The 17,252-nt window shown below is 35.4% G+C and carries 23 protein-coding genes and 1 tRNA gene; 11 read left to right on the top strand and 13 right to left on the bottom strand.

From position 1 onward, the window contains the following. Positions 1-406 precede the first annotated feature (406 nt). Entirely contained in the window at positions 407-967 is a 561-nt protein-coding gene (locus tag NPIRD3C_RS04730) for an ArsR/SmtB family transcription factor (RefSeq protein ID WP_148703065.1), read from the top strand. Here the strand turns inward: NPIRD3C_RS04730 and NPIRD3C_RS04735 are convergent. After that, entirely contained in the window at positions 954-2,168 is a 1,215-nt protein-coding gene (locus NPIRD3C_RS04735) for a chymotrypsin family serine protease (RefSeq protein WP_148703066.1), read from the bottom strand. The two genes, NPIRD3C_RS04730 and NPIRD3C_RS04735, sit on opposite strands and share 14 nt — an antisense overlap. 400 nt (positions 2,169-2,568) lie before the next feature. Here NPIRD3C_RS04735 and NPIRD3C_RS04740 point away from each other — a divergent pair, with 400 nt between their 5' ends. Further along, the gene (locus NPIRD3C_RS04740) at positions 2,569-2,823 is read left to right on the top strand and encodes a hypothetical protein (RefSeq protein WP_148703067.1); all 255 of its coding nucleotides are present in this window, start codon (positions 2,569-2,571) and stop codon (positions 2,821-2,823) included. Between the two features lie 169 nt (positions 2,824-2,992). On the opposite strand, the gene NPIRD3C_RS04745 is transcribed toward NPIRD3C_RS04740, so the two are convergent. After that, a tRNA-Val gene (locus NPIRD3C_RS04745) sits at positions 2,993-3,088 on the bottom strand. Between the two features lie 94 nt (positions 3,089-3,182). On the opposite strand from NPIRD3C_RS04745, the gene NPIRD3C_RS04750 reads away from it, so the two are divergent. Continuing rightward, positions 3,183-3,431, top strand: a complete 249-nt coding sequence (locus tag NPIRD3C_RS04750; RefSeq protein ID WP_148703068.1) for a hypothetical protein — start codon at positions 3,183-3,185, stop codon at positions 3,429-3,431. A 2-nt stretch (positions 3,432-3,433) separates the two neighbouring features. Here NPIRD3C_RS04750 and NPIRD3C_RS04755 read toward each other — a convergent pair whose 3' ends face one another. From NPIRD3C_RS04755 to ileS, 6 genes are all read right to left on the bottom strand, one after another. Further along, complete coding sequence (locus NPIRD3C_RS04755; RefSeq protein WP_014963595.1) at positions 3,434-3,601, bottom strand: 50S ribosomal protein L40e; 168 nt, start codon at positions 3,599-3,601, stop codon at positions 3,434-3,436. 31 nt (positions 3,602-3,632) lie between these two features. Then, positions 3,633-4,550, bottom strand: coding sequence for a succinate--CoA ligase subunit alpha (locus NPIRD3C_RS04760; protein WP_148703069.1), 918 nt, complete (start codon positions 4,548-4,550; stop codon positions 3,633-3,635). Then, entirely contained in the window at positions 4,550-5,653 is a 1,104-nt protein-coding gene (locus NPIRD3C_RS04765) for a succinate--CoA ligase subunit beta (protein WP_148703070.1), read from the bottom strand. The genes NPIRD3C_RS04760 and NPIRD3C_RS04765 overlap by 1 nt, the downstream gene beginning before the upstream one ends. A 40-nt stretch (positions 5,654-5,693) precedes the next feature. After that, complete coding sequence (locus NPIRD3C_RS04770) at positions 5,694-6,023, bottom strand: hypothetical protein (protein ID WP_141978020.1); 330 nt, start codon at positions 6,021-6,023, stop codon at positions 5,694-5,696. Positions 6,024-6,134: 111 nt separating this feature from the next. Beyond that, a complete protein-coding gene (gene dps / locus NPIRD3C_RS04775) occupies positions 6,135-6,722 on the bottom strand; it encodes a DNA protection during starvation protein (protein WP_148703071.1) in 588 nt (195 codons plus the stop codon). Positions 6,723-6,905: 183 nt separating this feature from the next. Then, positions 6,906-10,103 carry an isoleucine--tRNA ligase gene (ileS, locus tag NPIRD3C_RS04780; RefSeq protein WP_148703072.1) on the bottom strand — a complete coding sequence of 1,066 codons (3,198 nt, stop codon included), beginning with the start codon at positions 10,101-10,103 and terminating at the stop codon, positions 6,906-6,908. Between the two features lie 86 nt (positions 10,104-10,189). Between ileS and purD the strand changes: the two genes are divergently transcribed. Beyond that, a complete protein-coding gene (purD, locus tag NPIRD3C_RS04785; RefSeq protein ID WP_148703073.1) occupies positions 10,190-11,452 on the top strand; it encodes a phosphoribosylamine--glycine ligase in 1,263 nt (420 codons plus the stop codon). On the opposite strand, the gene NPIRD3C_RS04790 is transcribed toward purD, so the two are convergent. Next, the gene (locus NPIRD3C_RS04790; protein ID WP_148703074.1) at positions 11,443-12,006 is read right to left on the bottom strand and encodes a 5-formyltetrahydrofolate cyclo-ligase; all 564 of its coding nucleotides are present in this window, start codon (positions 12,004-12,006) and stop codon (positions 11,443-11,445) included. The two genes, purD and NPIRD3C_RS04790, sit on opposite strands and share 10 nt — an antisense overlap. Continuing rightward, positions 11,996-12,859 carry a bifunctional 5,10-methylenetetrahydrofolate dehydrogenase/5,10-methenyltetrahydrofolate cyclohydrolase gene (locus tag NPIRD3C_RS04795; RefSeq protein WP_148703075.1) on the bottom strand — a complete coding sequence of 288 codons (864 nt, stop codon included), beginning with the start codon at positions 12,857-12,859 and terminating at the stop codon, positions 11,996-11,998. Before NPIRD3C_RS04795 ends, NPIRD3C_RS04790 begins: the two co-directional genes overlap by 11 nt. A 14-nt stretch (positions 12,860-12,873) precedes the next feature. On the opposite strand from NPIRD3C_RS04795, the gene NPIRD3C_RS04800 reads away from it, so the two are divergent. Both NPIRD3C_RS04800 and NPIRD3C_RS04805 read left to right on the top strand, forming a co-directional pair. Then, entirely contained in the window at positions 12,874-13,236 is a 363-nt protein-coding gene (locus NPIRD3C_RS04800; protein ID WP_237087739.1) for an antibiotic biosynthesis monooxygenase family protein, read from the top strand. Between the two features lies 1 nt (position 13,237). Beyond that, a complete protein-coding gene (locus tag NPIRD3C_RS04805) occupies positions 13,238-13,558 on the top strand; it encodes a cupin domain-containing protein (protein WP_148703076.1) in 321 nt (106 codons plus the stop codon). Here NPIRD3C_RS04805 and purN read toward each other — a convergent pair. Further along, the gene (purN, locus tag NPIRD3C_RS04810; RefSeq protein WP_148703077.1) at positions 13,555-14,172 is read right to left on the bottom strand and encodes a phosphoribosylglycinamide formyltransferase; all 618 of its coding nucleotides are present in this window, start codon (positions 14,170-14,172) and stop codon (positions 13,555-13,557) included. The two genes, NPIRD3C_RS04805 and purN, sit on opposite strands and share 4 nt — an antisense overlap. 149 nt (positions 14,173-14,321) lie before the next feature. On the opposite strand from purN, the gene NPIRD3C_RS04815 reads away from it, so the two are divergent. Next, a complete protein-coding gene (locus tag NPIRD3C_RS04815) occupies positions 14,322-15,305 on the top strand; it encodes a site-specific integrase (protein WP_160272864.1) in 984 nt (327 codons plus the stop codon). Between the two features lie 3 nt (positions 15,306-15,308). Here the strand turns inward: NPIRD3C_RS04815 and NPIRD3C_RS04820 are convergent, their stop codons facing one another. After that, complete coding sequence (locus tag NPIRD3C_RS04820) at positions 15,309-16,022, bottom strand: winged helix-turn-helix domain-containing protein (protein WP_148703079.1); 714 nt, start codon at positions 16,020-16,022, stop codon at positions 15,309-15,311. Between the two features lie 75 nt (positions 16,023-16,097). On the opposite strand from NPIRD3C_RS04820, the gene NPIRD3C_RS10435 reads away from it, so the two are divergent. The 3 genes from NPIRD3C_RS10435 to NPIRD3C_RS04825 are packed head-to-tail and all read left to right on the top strand — an operon-like array spanning position 16,098 to position 16,767. After that, complete coding sequence (locus NPIRD3C_RS10435; protein WP_160272866.1) at positions 16,098-16,274, top strand: hypothetical protein; 177 nt, start codon at positions 16,098-16,100, stop codon at positions 16,272-16,274. Beyond that, positions 16,271-16,417, top strand: a complete 147-nt coding sequence (locus NPIRD3C_RS10440) for a hypothetical protein (protein ID WP_160272868.1) — start codon at positions 16,271-16,273, stop codon at positions 16,415-16,417. The genes NPIRD3C_RS10435 and NPIRD3C_RS10440 overlap by 4 nt, the downstream gene beginning before the upstream one ends. Continuing rightward, complete coding sequence (locus tag NPIRD3C_RS04825) at positions 16,414-16,767, top strand: DUF5615 family PIN-like protein (protein ID WP_148703080.1); 354 nt, start codon at positions 16,414-16,416, stop codon at positions 16,765-16,767. The genes NPIRD3C_RS10440 and NPIRD3C_RS04825 overlap by 4 nt, the downstream gene beginning before the upstream one ends. Before the next feature lie 75 nt (positions 16,768-16,842). Here NPIRD3C_RS04825 and NPIRD3C_RS10445 read toward each other — a convergent pair whose 3' ends face one another. Beyond that, complete coding sequence (locus tag NPIRD3C_RS10445; RefSeq protein WP_160272870.1) at positions 16,843-16,980, bottom strand: hypothetical protein; 138 nt, start codon at positions 16,978-16,980, stop codon at positions 16,843-16,845. 32 nt (positions 16,981-17,012) lie between these two features. Between NPIRD3C_RS10445 and NPIRD3C_RS04830 the strand changes: the two genes are divergently transcribed. Continuing rightward, positions 17,013-17,252 carry a hypothetical protein gene (locus NPIRD3C_RS04830; protein WP_148703081.1) on the top strand — a complete coding sequence of 80 codons (240 nt, stop codon included), beginning with the start codon at positions 17,013-17,015 and terminating at the stop codon, positions 17,250-17,252.

Consider the following 17,252-nt stretch of genomic DNA (forward strand, 5'->3'; position numbering starts at 1 on the left):
TTGCTTGGACATGTGGCTTTTGTCTGAGAAAAAATTCTTCTAATGGTGTCATTGTTGTTGATTCAAAATTTTGGTATTTAGCAATTCCTGATTCCTTATTAACCAATAGGCACGATTTGAAATTTTATCGGGTCGAACCTTTATTGAAGAACTGATGATATTTTGATTCGGGGCTTTGGAATTTCTAACAAAGTACAATATGATCACATCTGTGGACGAGAAGAACTAGAAGTTGTTCAGTATCAGAACTGGAAGAGAAAGAATCTTCCTAATCTGATGTAAAAGTGAGACGATGCAAAAGTGCAATACAAGGAATTTGACGAGTTTTGTAGAAAGGAATATTGCAAGAATTTATGAAATTGATTTGTAGGTAACACTTGAATACTCTCATACTTAATTTACGTCGTTGGAGGACGGAGAGTTCACTACGAAGGTTTTTACAAACGACGACCGCTCCCTGAAGCTGCTCGGAGAGCTTCTGAGCAACCAGGTCAGCAGGGACATAATCAGGCTGCTGATTGAAAAGGAGATGTACGCCAACGAGATTGCAAACAAGCTGGACATCCAGTTCAGCCTGATATCGCACCACCTCAAGAAAATGGGGGATCTGGGCCTCTTGTCTGTTAGCGAGAAGAGAATCGTCAAGAAAGGCCAGACGCACAAGTTCTACAAGATAAACCCGGGAATATTTCTCCTGCCGAGCCACACGGAGGACAAGGTCAGCGACGAGGGAATACTGAAAAAAATTTTCAAGGAAGGGATAAAGTTTGCCAGTATAGGAATTGTTGCTTTAGGATATTATCTTTTTACAAAACCCCCTGCTGTTTCTGATGAATATCTTACGTTAGCAAGTCAAAAAGAGATTAATCTGACAATTCCACTTTTAATAATTTTGGTAGGTGTGATATCTGAAAGAATTTTTACAGAAATAAAAAAGAAAAGAAAACCTTCGTTTAACCGAAAGTAATTCCATTGAAGTTGACTTGGATGAGATTGACAGGAGTATAATATCCTCTTGTAACTTCATTCTCATCTGGGTAGTTGCCAGTGATAATTCCCATGAACTCAGGAGTGCCTGAACCAAATTCCTCATACACTATACCTCCACTATCGCCTCCTACTACTTGTTCAGTTGTCTCAACAAGTCCGTAAAGGGTAACAACAGTAGATCCGAATTGTGCTTCTCTTACAGTGTATGTATCAAGAATACCTGAAATCTTTCCTTTAGTGATATGTCCTTCCATGTGAACCCAAGTATATTGGACTGGATTTTTTGTACCACTAATGGATTTGTTGCTATAGGCTTTGTCTGTAACACTCATACCTGAGTTGGATTCTTCAACAAATGCACAGTCACAAGATGTAACAGCTGCAAGTGTATTTTTTTGAACTTCTCCAACTCTGTTTACTGGCTCATCCCAAAAAATTTTATTTGGCTGATATACTTTCTCTCCTGTTCCTGTATTCTGCATACAGTGACCAGAAGTGATAAAGCCAGTTTTTTGCTGGAAGGTAGCTTTGTAACCTACGCTACATGGAGTAGAGTTTTCTGCGGTTATCTTAACTCCTCCTTCAATATCATGACAGTTACCTGTTTGACTACAGCTAGTTAGTTGGACAGTACCTGATTTGTGTAGTGTAATGTTAGTTTCATCGCCTACAATATTTCTAATCTCCTTTTCAAGTTCTGAGATTTGATTGTCAGTTAATTCCATATTGGTTATACCAACTCTGAGAGATTCATTCTCAAAGTCAGTTCCTATTGAAACTATCCTTGTATCAAATCTTTTTTCTAGGATCTCGTTGATTTTTGGAAGATTTTCAGCAAGTCTGTCGATGTTTGATCTAACGTCAGTTAATGCCTTATTCATTTGGGGAGCAACAGGAGCTTCAGCTACTAGGCTTTTCATTTGAGCCTCAAGTGCAGTTTTTGATAAAGCAGTTGTTGCCTTATCTTTCTCTGATTGCAAAGCATTCAACTTTTCTGATATTTCAAACATTTTTTTCTGCTGTGCGTTTGTATCGCCTACGAGAAGTTTGCCTTTTGTCTCACTGACAACCTCTTTAACAGTATCGTTTGATGCAGATACATCCATCATACTGAATGGAAGAATCATTGCACCGATCAATCCTGCAAAGAGAATTGTTTTGATGTCGTTTTTTGTCATTGAAGACACTGTAAAACAAAATGATAATAAGCAAATCTTCAATCCAGATTGATATTAATCCAAATTGATACTTTGTTACTTTATGTGAATATTAACTCAAGCATTATAACAAAGTATGAGGACGCATGAAACAGGACGTGACATCCATTCCTAACTCGTAATCTCGCAGAACTCCACTATCGGAACTTGTCTCAAGTTCTCGTACTGCTTCCTTGTCATCTTGTGTCTGTGGACTTTCTTTTCTCTCTTGAACTTGTGTCTGTGGACTTTCTTTTCTCTCTTGAACTTGTATCTGACCATAACCTCTCCGTCCGCCAAAAGTAGCCTTTTCATAAAGTATTATTTTTCTATTTATTCTTGGCTCACCATGATTTATTTTCCCAGAGTCTAATTCAATTTCATGTCGAAGAAAGAAGAAGATGACGATGAGGGCAAAGTCTTCGACCCTTTTTTTGAAAAGTCTGGAAACGGAAAGATTGTTTGGGACGACGGGTTCGAGAACGAAGTCAAGTTTTCAATCAAGCTGAATCGAAACGGCTATGCTCAGGGAAACTTAGAATGCCACAACATACCAGAACCTGGTGCTCTTCTAGAACATCTGAAAGGCAAACCGCAATACAAAACGCAACTCCTGAAGAATTTGGTCAAGTGCTAGAGGTGTTTGAGAAATTAAACATCGGCAAGACCGACCAAGCCAAAAAGTAGTTGCAAGCGAGGAAGTTGAAGAGTTCATTTCGGAAGGTTGGAAGTTCGTCGGGACACTGCCAAACGGAAAAGTTGTTTTGGAAAAGTAATCTAGAAGGGGTCTGAACCCACTGTGGGGGTGGACCGGATGGGATTTGAACCCACGACCTTTGCGGAGAATTATTTCTCTTACGCAGTGTGAGTGCGTCATCCAAACCAAACTAGACGACCGGTCCAACGATTCTACAAAAAGACGTGTTTTTTTGTCTTTAGGTTGTGGATATTTTGTAATTACCAATGCCTTTAGTACTGATTTTTCAAAGTTTTAACATGTCTTTACAGGAGTTTGATGCATTAATTGACAGAATGAAGTCGGCCTTTGAGTATGCAGAAAATCTTGGACAATATGTTGATGCTGCAAAGATTCTTTTTCAAATGAATGAGCAACTACCTAATGATCTTCAGGTTCCTTTAGAAGAACTTGACAATCCTGACTTGGCAAAGTCATTTGTCATGCGATACAATTCTGGTATAAGATCTGCAATAGTTGATTATAGGCAAAGATTGATGAATTTCTAATTCTACTTCTTGACGCCTAGATTTCTGTTCTTTAATCTCAAGTATGGATTTCTGCATTTTCTGCATCTGGTAGCGTCTATGTCATTTCTGCAACCACAATTAAAACAAATTCTCATGACAAGTCTTGCTTGCTGTGCAATTCGTTTCTTCTCTGGGTCTGTAATTGGCATTTGATTTTCTCCTCAATCTCTCTCTTTTATTCTAATCGGATTTTTCCATCTTTCCTGCTAGCAAAACAGGTACTTCTGCAGGTCTTTTTGCTACAGGAATGTTTGCCTTGTTAAACATTGATACTTTGGATTCAGCTGAGCCATAGGTTCCCATTACGATTGCACCTGCATGACCCATTCTCTTTTCTTTTGGTGCTGCCCTGCCTGCAATGTATGCTACAGTTGGTTTGTTAAATCCTGAATCAATTATTTTCTGAGCTAACATTTCTTCAGAGTCTCCACCTATTTCTCCTACTACTACCATTCCTTCTAAATCTGGAATATCCTTTACCATATCAAATGCATCAATTAGCCTTGTTCCATTTACTGGGTCTCCTCCGATTCCAATTGTAATTGATTGACCAAATCCTGCATTAGTTAAAGCATCTGAAATTTCATAAAGTAATGTTCCACTTTTTGATAACACTGCAATCTTTCCTGCCTTGAATGGCATTGGTGGCATGATTCCGATTTTAATTAATTCTGGAATCATTATTCCTGGTGTATTTGGTCCAATAACTATGGCGCCTTTTTGTTTTGCAAGCTCTAATGTTTCCATTGTATCTCTAATTGGAACGTGTTCTGGAATTGCAACTAGTAGTTTGATTCCTGCTTCTAGGGCATCTTTTGCAGCTCCCAAAAAGAATTTTGCTGGAACAAAGATAATTGAAATTTTGGCATTTGTTGCATCAACTGCTTCTTTCATTGTATTGTAAATTGGTATACTTTCATTCCATGTTTGACCCCCTTTGCCTGGGGTAACTCCTGCTACAATGTTGGTTCCATATTCTAACATTTTTCCTGCATGCAATGAGCCATATGATCCTGTGATGCCTTGAACTATAACTCCTTTATTTTCATAATCTGATTCTCCTTGTTTTCCTTTTAACAGTTCAAAAATGTCGTCCATTATTTCACTCCCATTACCGCTGAATTAATTGCCTCTTCTACTGAATCAAATATCTTGGTTTTGGAATTTTGAAGCATTTCTTTTGCTTTTTCTGATTCAGTACCTTTCAGTCTAGCAAATACTGGTAAATCAATAAGATTATCCTCATATGCTTTTAGAAATGCTTCAGCTACTACTGTAGTTTTTACAATTCCACCATAGAGATTTACTAGAATCCCTTTTACTCTATCTAATTTGCTAATCAAAGTTAATGCTTCATACACTGATTCAGTTGTTGCACCGCCACCAACATCTAAGAAACATGCTGGTTTTCCACCATTGTCTGATAACATGTCTAGTGTAGACATTACCAATCCTGCACCATTTCCTACAACTGCAATATCTCCATCTAATTCTACTAATGAAAACCCACTTTTTTCAGCTTGTTCTTCAATTGCTGTTTTTTCTTGATACTTTTCTAATTCTGGATGTCTAAAATTACTATTGTCATCTGTTACAAATTTTCCATCAAGTGCCATTATTGTATCATCTTGCATAATTGCAAGTGGATTGATCTCTACAAGTTCTGCTTCTTTTTCAATTGTAAGTTTTGATAATTTTTTTAAAGTATCTGCTACGCCTTCAGCATGTTTTCCTTCCAATCCCATTTCTTTTGCAACTTCTTTTGCAAGTTCATCTGAAACCTCCCCTAATCCTATCTCTTTAATGATTTGATTTTTTACTGATTCAATTTCAACTCCTCCCTCAGCTGATGCAATAATTGTGTAGCATCTTTTTGAGCGATTCAAAAATATTGAAAGATACAACTCTTTTTTGATATCTGCCATCTTTTCAAGAAGAATGGCTCTTGCTTTTTCTCCCTTTATTGTCAAATCCATAACTTGTGGATATTTTATCTCAAATTCGTCATCATTTTGACATTTTTGGATTCCTCCTGCTTTGCCTCTGCCCCCTACAGGCACCTGGATTTTAATTACAAATGGATATCCTAACTTTTTTGCATGCTTTCGACCTTCTTCTATATTTGTTGATGAAATACTGTCTAGAAGGTTGATTCCGTATTCTCGAAATAATTCCTTTGCCTGAAACTCTAGTAATTGCATGCAAAAATCCTGAATTTTACGGTCTTTATTAACTATGATATTATCTTAATTGTTCATCAAGAAAATCAATCATTTCCAAAAAGCGATCTTTACTTTTTCTCAATAACTCTTGCGGGTATTCTTCAATGGTAAAAACAAACTGTTGATGAAAACTTGGAACTAGGATTCCCCCTGATGTTACCATCTGCTCAATTACGTATCCTTTGGTAAGCGTACATACAATTTCTTCATAAGATTCCTCTTCTTCTTCAAGTGTCTGTCTGTACAAAACAATTGGTCTGTTGGTTTTCTCAACAATCTTTGAACCCTTTTCAAGCAAATCTGCTAAATGCTGAATCTGCCATGCATCAAGACTGATCTGCTTTACCATGTTAATTAATAGGTGATTTTTCTATTTAACCCTGATAAAACAATTCATCTTCACACTTTGTCTTCAATGAAATCAACATTTTAGGAATAAAGAAAGAAAGTGATTTGGCATTTATGCCATATCTAGTGCTCTAGAGTGTTTTCTAGTGTGTGGTCTCTCACCCGCAAATTTTCTTCTCATGTGCCCTGATGGTCTTCCGTAGATTAGCTCTAGGAACCAAGACTCATGTTCGATCTCTTCAGCTAGAATATCTTTGGCAATATCGTATGTTGCAGGATCTTTGCCTAATGTCATCTTGCAAATTTTATCCCAGTTTACTATTGCTCCTTGTTCTGCTTTGAGACACTTTTCTAGAATTGCTTTATGATCTGTTGGATTTGCTGGAAGTTGTAAGAACTCACAACCAGAAATTTTGATAAATTCTGTTGCGTCATTTGGAAGGGCCCCTCCTAATTGGTAAATTCTTTCAATACATGACTCAAAATGACTTAGGTCTTCTAGCCTTGCATCTTCAATAATTCCTTTTAGTCCCTCACCTTCTAAGCCTGTACAATGTGCTCTGAGATTGGTAAAATAGTAATATGCAGTAAATTCCACTGCCGCATTTTTTATCAATTCTTTTACCAATTCATCCACATCAAGACCGTTTTGTTTTAGAACGTTAATCCCAACAACATTTGGTGCCTTTGATTCGGACATTTCTCTATATCTGTTATGATTGTAATAAAAATATTACATATGCTCCAAAAATTAATTCTCAGAAGAGATGTAGAAAATACTGGTGGGGGGGATCTAGAGGCTACTCTCTTCTGGAATGTGATTTTGCTTTTCAATTTTAATTAATAAAAAGTGAGTCTGCACTGCACTATAATTTTTTAAAAATTATTCTATTGATATTCTAATCTTTAGTCCATCAATATCGTCATCTTTGTATTCCTTGCAGGATTCTGTAAAGTTTACTTGTTTTACTCTGACCAAAAAAGCCAAGTCATCTGCTTTTTCTCTTATCATTTCAAGTGATTCATCATCTAGATCAAGAATTGATGCTACATCCAAAACATCAGTTGGATTGTATCCTCTCTCTTTTCTTAGGGTTTGAAGTCTTCTTGCAACATCTTTTACCAACCCCTTTGCCATCATCTCTTTGTTTCTCAATGTTGAAATGAATACAATGTAGTTGTCTCTTTTAGATACTGCAAAATTTTCATCTGCATCAAAGTCTACAACAAAGTCTTCATTTTCAAGTGATATGGTTTCACCATCTACATCAAAATTAAATTTTGAATCTTTTTGTAAAGATGAAATAATTTCTTTAGGGTTGGTTTCAGAAAACATTGCTACAAGTTTTCCCATATGTTGTTTGGCTTTAGGTCCAATTCTCTTTCTCTCTAATTCTATAATTGGTTTTATGGGTAATCCTAGTTTTTGTAATTCTAAAGTCTGCTCTAATCCTGAATCTTTTTCTGTTTCAATTATATCAAATTTTTCTACGTTTAACTGAGATTGTAGTAGTTTTGATAATGATTCAAGTTTCATCTTTTGTCCTTTCTTGACACAAATTTTTGCCTCATTTAATGGCCATCTTCTCTTCAACTTTCCTTTCATTCTTGCAGCTGATGAAACTGATACTACGTCTTTCATTATGTCAAATGATTCCTCAATTTCTTCATTGACAAGTGATTCTTGTGGTTTAGGCCATCTATCAAGTAGTATGCTTTGTTTTCCATCAAAAACTGATTGATACAAGTATTCGCTAGTAAATGGGCAAAATGGATGAATCAAAATGTCTAGTGCTTTTAGAACCTCTCCTAGGACTGCATAAATTGCTAGCCTTCTGTTCTTTTTTTCTTCATCTTCGTCCCATAATTCTCCTCTTGTAATTGGGATGTAAATTTGACTAAGATTGTTAATGATAAAATCATCAATTGCCTTTGCACTCTCGTGAAATTTACATGAATCATTTCTGTCTGTAATTTTGAGAATTAATTTTTGAAGTTTTGATAGTAGCCAAATGTCTGGTGATGTTAGCAAATCATTTTGTTTTGCCCATTCTACAGTGTTGGATTTATCAAAATTATCATACTGGCTATTTTGTTTAAAGTACAAGTGCAGATTAAATAATGTGTTAATTACTTGATAAGGTCTTGACATTAATTCTTCAGTACTGAAACTTAGTGGTTCAATTGGACTTGCTTTCCACATAAAATAAAATCTGATCAAATCTGCAGGATATTTTTCTAGCAACTCTATTCCTTCCAAAACATTTCCCTTGCTTTTGCTCATCTTTCCTCCTTTCTTATCCAGTACATGCCCTTGGAACAAAAACGACTTGTATGGCGGAGTTGGACCGTTGTTTAAAATTACATTCTCAATAAGTAATGTGTATGCCCATCCTCTAGTCTGATCAATTCCTTCAGTAAAAAATGGGGCTGGAATGTCTCTTGAATACTCTTCATCAGTTAATGATGAATATGGTGCCGAACCACTATTGTGCCAAGTATCTAATACGTATTCTTCTCTTTTTGTTTTTGTGCTTCCGCATTTTTTACACTTGATGACAATGTTGTCAATCCATGGTCTGTGCAACTCAAAGTCTGGGCCATCAGGAAGTTTGTCTGCAGATTCAACAATATCTTTTCTTGTAAAAAACCAATTTCTTTCATTACAATCTTCACACGTCCACACAGGTAATGGACATCCCCAAATTCTCTCTCTTGAGATACACCAAGGATGTCTCTCTTTGATTATTCCTAAGAATCTGTTTTTAGGTTGCTCAAAATAATATTCTACGCTCTCAGCTGCATCAATTGCTTTGTTATCTAGCCTATCTAGTTTGTAAAACCAACCTTTTCTTGCAAGCCATACTATTGGATGGTGTGATCTCCAGCAAAGTGGATATTTGTGCTTGATTTTTCCAATTTTTACTAAAGCATTGCACTCCTTTAGATCTTCTACTATTTGCTTGTCTGCATCTCTGACAAACGTTCCTTGGTATTTTCCTGCCTGTGAAGTGAATTTTACCTCGTCATTAATGGGGCTGAAAATTTTGACTTTTCTTTTATTGGCAATTTTGATGTCTTCCTCACCATTTGCAGGAGACAGATGTACAAGACCGCTACCAGTACTTGCATCTACAAATGATTCTGATACTGCTACATGGAAGTTTTCATCTTTTGAACATTCTTTTAATTCTGGAATTAAATCTAATAATGGATGAATGTATTTTTTTCCTTCAAATGTTAAACCTTTTACTGTTTTTTCAATTTCATAATCTTCAATTTTTAATTCTGTCATGAACTCTTTTAGTCTTGTTTTTCCAATAACCCATGTTTCATTTTCCATTTTGACATAAGCATAATCTTCTTCTGGTTGCAATCCTACCATAGCATCAGTAACTAGTGTAAATGGCATTGTTGTCCATACAATCAAAAATGCATCTTCGTCTACTAGTTTTACTTTATAGTATAATGATGGGTCTTTGACCTCTTCGTATCCTTGGTTGACTTCTGCATGACTAAGTGATGTCTGACAACTTGGACAGTACGCAATTACTGTAAAGTCTTCTTCTAAAATTCCATTTTCATGTGCTTTTTTTAGTATTTGCCATTCTCTTTCAATGAATTCGTCTCGAAAAGTCCAGTATGCCTTTTCATGATTAAATGACATTCCAAGCAGTGAATCAACTTCAACCCATGTCTTGTTGTATTTCTCAACAACTTTCTTACATTCTGAAACAATTCTCTCCACTCCAAATTGCTTTATTGCCTCAGTTTTTCCTCCTGTAACTCCTAACTCTTTTTCTACCTGCAGTTCTACGGGTAATCCTTGGGTGTCCCATCCTCCGTTAAACTCTATCTTCTTTCCCTGAAGTGTGTTGTACCTGTACCACAAATCCTTGATGACTCTGCCTCTAAGATGTCCTGCATGTGGAATCCCATTCATTGTTGGTGGACCTTCAATGAATCTAATTTTTTCAGGCTTGTCTGATGCAAAAATTTGTTTTTCTAAATCAATTGATTTTGTATATTCTCTAATTTGTGATTCAATTGCTTTTGCATCAAACTTTGTGGATAATTCCATCTGGCTTTTGGTAGATCTGTGGCATTATAAAGCTAAATTGGTTTTCTGAGACTTGGATTATATAATTGAGCAAAAAATAATTTGTATTGGTAAATGTACTTGTGATTGGTTCTGGGGGGCGAGAGCATGCTTTATCGTGGAAATTATCTCAGAGCTCAAAAGTTGATACTGTTTTTACTGCACCTGGAAATGGAGGTACAAAAAATAATGTGTCCATTCCAGTTGATGATTTAGATGGCCTAGCAGATTTTGCTGAAAAAAATAATTGCTTTACAGTAGTTGGCCCAGAAGCACCTTTGGCTGCAGGCATTGTTGATAAATTTAATGAAAAAAATCTCAAAGTTTTTGGTCCCTCAAAAAATGCAGCACAACTTGAATCAAGTAAAATCTGGGCAAAAAATTTCATGAAAAGAAATGACGTCCCTACTGCTAGATTTGAAATATTTGATGATGCTAAAAAGGCACAAGATTATGTAAAATCACTTGATTACAATGTCGTAGTCAAAGCTGATGGGTTGGCTGCAGGAAAGGGAGTAATTGTTTGTAATAGCTCTGATGAAGCAATTTCTGCAATTCAAACAATTTTGATAAAAAAAACATTTGGTGATGCTGGAAATCGAATAATTATTGAAGAGAGAATTGATGGAATTGAGGCCTCATACATTGCGCTTTCAGATGGCAATATTGCTATCCCTATGGCCTCTAGTCAGGATCACAAGCGAATATTTGATGATGATAAAGGCCCTAACACTGGTGGGATGGGTGCATACTCTCCTACTCCAATAATTGATGATTCTCTTGCAAAAAAAATTCAAGAAAAAATTATTGATAAAACTATACAGTCTATGAAAAATGAGGGCATTGTTTTCAAAGGCTTTCTTTATGCAGGAATCATGCTAAAAGATGGTGAACCCTATGTTTTAGAATATAATGTTAGAATGGGTGATCCTGAATGTCAGCCAATCACAATGAGAATGGATTTTGATTTGTATGATTACTTTGTTGCAAGTGCAACTGGTGAATTATCTTCAATGCCTCCAATATCTTGGAAAAACCAATACGCAGTATGCGTTGTTTTGACTTCTCAAGGATACCCTGAATCTTATCCAAAAAATGAAGAAATTACTGGATTTGATTCTATTCCAGATGGTGCATATGTTTTTCATGCTGGCACAAAGAATGTTGATGGCAAAATATTCTCAAATGGCGGACGAGTTTTAGGAGTTACTGCCTTGGGTGATTCCTTAGAGTCTGCAATTGCAAATGCCTACAATGCATCTGATATGATTTCTTGGCCACACAAATTTTGTAGAAAAGATATTGGCAAAAAAGGACTAGATTATTTTTGAGTTTCTACAATTCTGTCTTCAGTTACAATCCAATCAATTAACATATCATGATCTGATTTTGGAATATTTTTTACAACTTGTTTTTCCAAAGTCAAAGAAATTGTGGTTGTCTTGTGTTTAGCTAAAAACCTATCATAAAATCCATGACCGTATCCTAGCCTGATTCCTTTGGCAGTTATCCCTACTGTTGGCACTAAAATCACATCCAAGTTATTTTCAGTTTCACACTCTATCTTTGGCTCCATTATGTCAAAACTGCCCTTCTCCAGGCTCGAAAAATCAGTAATTTTCTTAAATTCAATATTCTTGTCTGTTATTCTTGGAAGAAATACATCCTTTCCATTACTTAGTAATTCTTGAATGATGTCCTGAGTTAAGATTTCACTTCCAATTGGATAATATGCTCCAATTTTTTGTGCATCTCTGAACTCTTTGATTTTTTTTAATTTTTTATTGATCTTCTGACTTGCAATTTTCATCAAATCAAATGATGTGGCATCCCTTTTTTCTAAAAGAATATTCCGAATTGATTTTTTCCCGCGATTATCTTCCAATTTGACTACTCAGTGATGCTGCAGTTATTGTATTTTTTAAAAGCATTGCAACTGTCATTGGCCCAACCCCTCCTGGAACTGGCGTTGCAAAAGATGCTTTTTGAATGATATCTTCAAAATCTGTATCTCCTGCTAATTTTTCTTGGAATCTTGATATGGCAACATCAATAACAACTGCTCCATCTTTTATCATATCTGACGTCAGCGTGAATTTGCTTCTGTCCCCAACTGCTGTGATGATAATATCAGCTGATTTGCACAACTCTGCCAAGTTTTTAGTTTTAGAGTGACATGTAATGACAGTTGCATTTTTGTCTAGCAACAAATGGTACAGTGGTTTTCCTACAAGATTACTCCTGTTAATTAAAACAATATTTTTCCCTTCTAAATCAATTTTATGATAATCAAACATCTCCATTACTCCTGATGGAGTACATGCTACAAGTGCTGCTTTTTTCATAGCCAACAACCCTGCATTATGTGGAGTTAATCCATCTACATCTTTTAATGGTGAAATTCTTGACGTTGTGATAAATTCATCTAGTTGTTCTGGAAGTGGGAGTTGAACGAGAATTCCATGAACTGAATTATCATTGTTTAAATTCTCAATAATTTCGTTGAGTTGAACTTGGGTCGTATTTGAATCAAGCTTGTGATCTTTTGTGGCAATTCCAACTTCCTCACATGATTTATGCTTGTTTTTGACATATGTGGCAGACGCTGGATTGTCGCCTACAAGAACCGTTGCCAGGCATGGGCTGATACCTTGAATCTTTAGTTCTTCTACTGCTTTTTTCACCCTGTCTTTTACAGATTGAGCAATTACTTTTCCATCAATCTTGATTCCTGTCATGGTATGTTTTTGATTTGAAGATATTTAATTCTTGGAATTTCATATCTGAAATCTTAGAAAAGAAATTTAATGCCATTTTTACTAGTCATGATATGTTTGTAATGATAGCAGACGTTTCACTCAAAGAAGGTGCTGAAGATGATTTTAAAAATTGGTTTTCAGAATCAAACAAAGTTCTATCAAAATTCCCTGGATTTGTATCTAGAAAATTTCTAAAATCTGCTGATGGTAGTTATAGAATTGTGGTAGAACATGAAAGCAAAGAATCTTTTATCAAAATGCATAATAGTCCTGAACATGAAAAACTTCACCCTCAAGGACATTCTTTCATGAGCGAACCTCCACAAAGAAAAACATACACAGTAGCTGCTGAATAAATTGAAACTAGAATTTGATTTAGACACATATCTAGAGAAAATTAAAAACGGCAGTAACTATTTTCATACTTTTATTAATAGAGAAAGTTTGGCTGCTGGAGTTTTAGTTCTTCAACCTGGAGAAGAGGATACTCAAACCCCTCATGATATTGATGAAGTCTATTATGTCATATCTGGTAATGGCTCTTTAAAAATTGGAGATAAAAATTACAAAGTTTCAAAAAATAAATTGTTTTTTGTTGCAAAAGATGTTAAGCACTATTTTCACAGCAATACAAAAGAACTAAAGGTTTTGTATTTTTTTGGTGGTACTGACTCTTAAATGATAATTGTTCTGCGACCCGAAACCTTGATCTTTTTTCTTGCAAAGAGATTTACAGCTTCAGGATAAATTCTGTGCTCTTCTTTTAGAATTCTTTTTGACAGTGAACTTTCAGTATCGTTTTCTTTTACTTTGACTACAGACTGAATTATCACAGGACCTGTATCCATTCCTGCATCCACAAAATGTACTGTGCAGCCTGAAAATTTTGCTCCATATTCTAGCGCCTGTTTTTGTGCGTCAAGACCTGGAAATGATGGTAATAATGCCGGGTGAATATTAATAATTCTGTTTTTGTATTTTTTTACAAATTCTGGACTAATTATTCTCATAAATCCTGCAAGACATACTAGCCCATTTCTTGGTGTTACTCCATATTTTGTTAAGACTGTTATGATCTTTTTATCATATTCTGCCCTGTTCCCTTTGAATCCCTTGCTTTCAACAACTTCGGTGTTGACTCCAAGTTTTTTTGCAATTTTTAGACCCCTTGCATCTGGTTTGTTTGAAATTACTATTGAAGGATTTATTGGGATCTTTTTTTTCTTAATTGACTTTAGGATAGATTCCATGTTGCTCCCACGACCTGAGATTAAAATTCCAAGATTTAGCAACTAGTCAATAGTAGATCAAACCTGCAATTAATGTGTGTGGATCGTAGATTAATTACTTGTGTGTTCTATGTATTGGCATGCAAAGATCCCTTTTACTTTTCCAAAACAGCATTCACAGCAAGGAAACCTTGCGAGTTTACCAATACTCTTTGGATAAGTTTCTGAAATACTTCAAGCTTCGTGATTATGACAGCTTGGCTGGTATGGATTCAAAGATGCTTCAGGAGATGGTTGAAGACTATGTGATGGAGAAAAAGAGTCAGGGCAAGGCACGAAGTACTATCAAGACACCTGTTTCTGCATTGGAACTGTTCTGTGATGCCAATGATCTTACAATCAACTGGAAGAAAATTAACCGATTGCTTCCTGCACAAAAGAAAAAGTCTGGTTCCAAGGCATACACAACTCAACAAATCCAAAAAATGCTTCAGGCTACAACCAACATTCGCAACAAGGCAATAATCCACTTTATTGCCTCCTCTGGTGTACGCATTGGCGCATTACCTGAACTGAAATTGAAGCATGTCAGAAACATGCCTCAGGGGTGCAAAGTGGTAACTGTCTACCCTGATGACGTTGAAGAATACTATACTTTTCTTACTTCAGAAGCATCAAAGGCACTTGACGATTATCTTGAGAAACGAGTTCACGATGGCGAGCATCTAGATCCTGAACATCCGTTGTTTAGACAAAACTATGCAATTGGAATTGCAAAACCTAAACATCTGGCCAAGGTCAGCATTCAGGCCATTATTGATAGAATTCTGAGACGAGCTGAATTGAGATTTGGCAGAGATGGTTCAAGACGTGATGTACAGCTAGATCATGGATTCCGAAAACGATGGAATACAATTGTGAAAACAACTGATGGTGTAAAGATAATTCTAGCTGAAAAGATGTTTGGTCACTCTACTCCCACAATCCCCTTGGATGAAACATATGTTGATGCCTCAATTGAAAAACTCTTTGAGGAATTCAAAAAGGCAATACCTGAATTGACAATTGATGATTCACAACGTCTCAAGTTCAAAAATGAACAGCAATCTCAAAAGATCACACAACTTGAAGAAAAGATTGCAAGAATTGAAGACTTGGAAAGACGAATGAGAGTTATGGAAAAATCAACCCAATAGAAATCATTTTTTATTATTTTTATCTTCAAAATCAAACAAGGACATTATTTTCTCTTTTTCTGATTGTTTTATTGCACCAAATTCTTCTGGATATTGATTTTCCAATTCTTTAAACATAAGATCTAATTTTTCATTGTTCTTGTTTGCTCTAATCATTTTCTTGGTCTCTGCAAAAAACTTTTCCCATCCTTCAGTTGCTAATGTCATTAGCATATCTTCACTGAATAATTCTTGTTTTGTTCTTTGATCCACAAAAATAAAATCTAATATGACCTTTGCAAGATCTTCAAACATTCTTTTTGTGTCTACAGCATCTATCCAATTTTTACCCGTTTCTAGGCTTTTCAACATGGTATACAAATAAAATATTCCAATTTTTTTATTGATATCTTCATATGCTTGAGTGGGGGTTTGATATGCTTCCTCTCCCCTTGGCCATGACCATTTTTTTTCTAAGTAACTAGTATAGTTTGATGAAAAAATACCTATTTTTCTTTCCCATGTATAAAATGCTGTCTTACTTAGTGAATAATATTTTTCACGTCCTTTTTTTTCAAATTCAATTGTTTTTTCATTTATTAAAAAAGTCAGATTGTTGCTTACTGCTCTGTCTGTTATTCCTAATTCTTTTTTGATTTCTGAGTATCTTAGCTGTTTATTTTTTGCAAGTAGTCCTACAATCATTTGTTTTGTATCGTCTATTCTGATCTTTTTCACATATTCTATTGCTTTGTCTTATATCTATACATGACTATAGTAAAGTATATAGGAATAACTATACTTAGTATAGTTATGAGAATTCAGATGAATATTTTGATGGATAAAAAAGATCTTAAAAAGATTAGAAAAATTGCCCTCACACGTGGACAAGATTACCCAGATTTTGTGAGATTTGTTTTGAAAAAAGAATTGGCAAATTTGGGATTTTTGACTCGTGATGAAATTAAGACATTGGGGTTATCGCAATGAAAAGGAAATGTCTTGACGACAATCCAAAAACTGTCAAACGATATTATGATTGGGATGGACAGCAAGTAGAAATTTCATTATGCGATTCACATCAACATGATCCTGATTTCTCTCATTTTGTTTCTGAGGAGAAAATACAATGAAATCCAAACGTAAACCCAAATTTCTGCTTGATGAATGTGTACAAATTGCAGATAAAGAATTGAGAAATCATCTTGGGTTTATTAATGCTCGTGATATTGTGGCTACTGGTACATCTGATGACAAATTACTTTCTTCTGCAAAAAGAAGAAATTTGATAATTATTACTAAAGACATACAATTTATTCTAAATACAATTCTTACTGGAAACAAAATAGTTTTTCATAATAAAAATACAAGGGTGTTAATCATCCCAAAAATAAAAACCATAGATTCTGGTTGTAACCATTCCAAATACAAAAGCATGCTGACTTACTATCTTCAAGAACATGAGGAGATTATTGTCCCATGAGATTGTTTTTATTTTATGAAAAAATAAAACTTGAGAGTTTTAGCTTGGCGGCCATCTCAAGTTTAACTACTCAAACTAAGGTGATTGATATTTTTGATACGTAACAATCTCCCAATAAAGGATTCCATACGTGGCTTCCTGCTTTGTGGCATATGTCTCAAAATCAAAAACAGATCTAGAAAATTTCATAGCAAACATGCCTTGAAATGGCATGTCACACATGAACATGGAGATGAAATTAATCCATGAGTCTGGTCTTTCGTTATACGTGCCCTGTTTTGGGATGCAAACATAACACTCGTCCTGTCTATGCAGATTCATCTCAGATCAAAAACCATCTAAAGTATGATCATGACTATCGTGAAAAACAGGAAACCGCATTTAGGCTAAGTCTGACTGCCTCTCCAAATGAAAGACGTAGTCCTATGTGGTTTGTTGACGCATTAGCTGAATTCTCCAAAATTTCTAGTAAAAGAGGAATCTGA

The sequence above is a fragment of the Nitrosopumilus piranensis genome (genome assembly GCF_000875775.1).
GTDB lineage: Archaea > Thermoproteota > Nitrososphaeria > Nitrososphaerales > Nitrosopumilaceae > Nitrosopumilus > Nitrosopumilus piranensis.

Excerpts from the sequence above, each read along its gene's own strand:
- NPIRD3C_RS04735 (WP_148703066.1), bottom strand. The coding sequence starts at position 2,168 with ATGACAAAAAACGACATCAAAACAATTCTCTTTGCAGGATTGATCGGT.
- NPIRD3C_RS04740 (WP_148703067.1), top strand. The coding sequence starts at position 2,569 with ATGTCGAAGAAAGAAGAAGATGACGATGAGGGCAAAGTCTTCGACCCT.
- NPIRD3C_RS04750 (WP_148703068.1), top strand. The coding sequence starts at position 3,183 with ATGTCTTTACAGGAGTTTGATGCATTAATTGACAGAATGAAGTCGGCC.
- NPIRD3C_RS04755 (WP_014963595.1), bottom strand. The coding sequence starts at position 3,601 with ATGCCAATTACAGACCCAGAGAAGAAACGAATTGCACAGCAAGCAAGA.
- NPIRD3C_RS04760 (WP_148703069.1), bottom strand. The coding sequence starts at position 4,550 with ATGGACGACATTTTTGAACTGTTAAAAGGAAAACAAGGAGAATCAGAT.
- NPIRD3C_RS04765 (WP_148703070.1), bottom strand. The coding sequence starts at position 5,653 with ATGCAATTACTAGAGTTTCAGGCAAAGGAATTATTTCGAGAATACGGA.
- NPIRD3C_RS04770 (WP_141978020.1), bottom strand. The coding sequence starts at position 6,023 with ATGGTAAAGCAGATCAGTCTTGATGCATGGCAGATTCAGCATTTAGCA.
- dps (WP_148703071.1), bottom strand. The coding sequence starts at position 6,722 with ATGTCCGAATCAAAGGCACCAAATGTTGTTGGGATTAACGTTCTAAAA.
- ileS (WP_148703072.1), bottom strand. The coding sequence starts at position 10,103 with ATGGAATTATCCACAAAGTTTGATGCAAAAGCAATTGAATCACAAATT.
- NPIRD3C_RS04795 (WP_148703075.1), bottom strand. The coding sequence starts at position 12,859 with ATGACAGGAATCAAGATTGATGGAAAAGTAATTGCTCAATCTGTAAAA.
- NPIRD3C_RS10435 (WP_160272866.1), top strand. The coding sequence starts at position 16,098 with ATGAGAATTCAGATGAATATTTTGATGGATAAAAAAGATCTTAAAAAG.
- NPIRD3C_RS10440 (WP_160272868.1), top strand. The coding sequence starts at position 16,271 with ATGAAAAGGAAATGTCTTGACGACAATCCAAAAACTGTCAAACGATAT.
- NPIRD3C_RS04825 (WP_148703080.1), top strand. The coding sequence starts at position 16,414 with ATGAAATCCAAACGTAAACCCAAATTTCTGCTTGATGAATGTGTACAA.
- NPIRD3C_RS10445 (WP_160272870.1), bottom strand. The coding sequence starts at position 16,980 with ATGCCATTTCAAGGCATGTTTGCTATGAAATTTTCTAGATCTGTTTTT.
- NPIRD3C_RS04830 (WP_148703081.1), top strand. The coding sequence starts at position 17,013 with ATGAGTCTGGTCTTTCGTTATACGTGCCCTGTTTTGGGATGCAAACAT.